This is a genomic window from Dolosicoccus paucivorans (assembly GCF_900100125.1).
In the GTDB taxonomy this organism is placed as follows: Bacteria; Bacillota; Bacilli; order Lactobacillales; family Aerococcaceae; genus Dolosicoccus; species Dolosicoccus paucivorans.
The window spans coordinates 1-1477 of the sequence record NZ_FNEL01000099.1 but is presented as its reverse complement, the minus strand read 5'-3'; the positions used below and the strand labels follow the sequence as shown (position 1 = coordinate 1477).

The window sequence follows — 1477 nt, the reverse complement described above, 5'->3', positions numbered from 1 at the left end:
GATGGCGTACCTTTTGCAGAATGGACCGGCGAGTTACGATAGTTGGCGAGGTTAAGTTGAAGAAACGGAGCCGTAGCGAAAGCGAGTCTTCATAGGGCGAAAGTCAGGTGTCGTAGACCCGAAACCAGGTGAGCTACCCATGTGCAGGTTGAAGGTGCGGTAAGACGCACTGGAGGACCGAACCCAAATACGTTGAAAAGTGTTGGGATGACGTGTGGGTAGGGGTGAAATTCCAATCGAACCTGGAGATAGCTGGTTCTCTCCGAAATAGCTTTAGGGCTAGCCTCAATGTAAGAATCGTGGGGGTAGAGCACTATTAGGATGCGGGGGGCTCACGCCCTACCAATTCCTGATAAACTCCGAATACCATTGATTCATCATTGGGAGTCAGACTGCGAGTGCTAAGATCCGTAGTCGAAAGGGAAACAGCCCAGACCACCAGCTAAGGTCCCCAAGTTACTGTTAAGTGGGAAAGGATGTGGAGTTGCACAGACAACTAGGATGTTGGCTTAGAAGCAGCCACCATTGAAAGAGTGCGTAATAGCTCACTAGTCGAGTGACTCTGCGCCGAAAATGTACCGGGGCTAAACAGTACACCGAAGCTGTGGATTCTAACAATTGTTAGAGTGGTAGGAGAGCGTTCTATGGGCATTGAAGCTGTACCGTAAGGAGCAGTGGAGCGCATAGAAGTGAGAATGCCGGTATGAGTAGCGCAAGACGGGTGAGAATCCCGTCCACCGATTGACTAAGGTTTCCTGGGGAAGGCTCGTCCGCCCAGGGTTAGTCGGGACCTAAGTTGAAGCCGACAGGTTTAGACGATGGCTAACAGGTAGAGATTCCTGTACTCGGTATACACGTTTGAGCGAAGGAGGGACACAGGAGGTAGTGTCACGCATCCTGTTGGATATGGATGTAGAAGCGTCAAGCCTAAGAAAGAGTCAAATGCTTTTTCTTATTAAAGGTAAGACGTGACCTGGAGTGAATTAAAGTAGCGAAGGTGACGAATCATACTGTCAAGAAAAGCTTCTAGTGAGTGTATACGGACCCGTACCGCAAACCGACACAGGTAGTCAGGTAGAGAATACCAAGGTGAGCGAGAGAACTCTCGTTAAGGAACTCGGCAAAATGACCCCGTAACTTCGGGAGAAGGGGTGCTGACTTTAAGTCAGCCGCAGTGAATAGGCCCAGGCGACTGTTTATCAAAAACACAGGTCTCTGCTAAATCGAAAGATGATGTATAGGGGCTGACGCCTGCCCGGTGCTGGAAGGTTAAGTGGAGTGCTTAGCGTTAAGCGAAGGTACGAAATGAAGCCCCAGTAAACGGCGGCCGTAACTATAACGGTCCTAAGGTAGCGAAATTCCTTGTCGGGTAAGTTCCGACCCGCACGAAAGGCGTAACGATCTGGGCACTGTCTCAACGAGAGACTCGGTGAAATTATATTACCTGTGAAGATGCAGGTTACCCGCGACAGGACGG

At 50.2% G+C, this 1477-nt stretch carries 1 rRNA gene; it reads left to right on the top strand.

Annotation, left to right across the window (positions count from 1 at the left end):
- Positions 1 to 1477, top strand: a 23S ribosomal RNA gene (locus BLR79_RS08720); the annotation flags it as partial.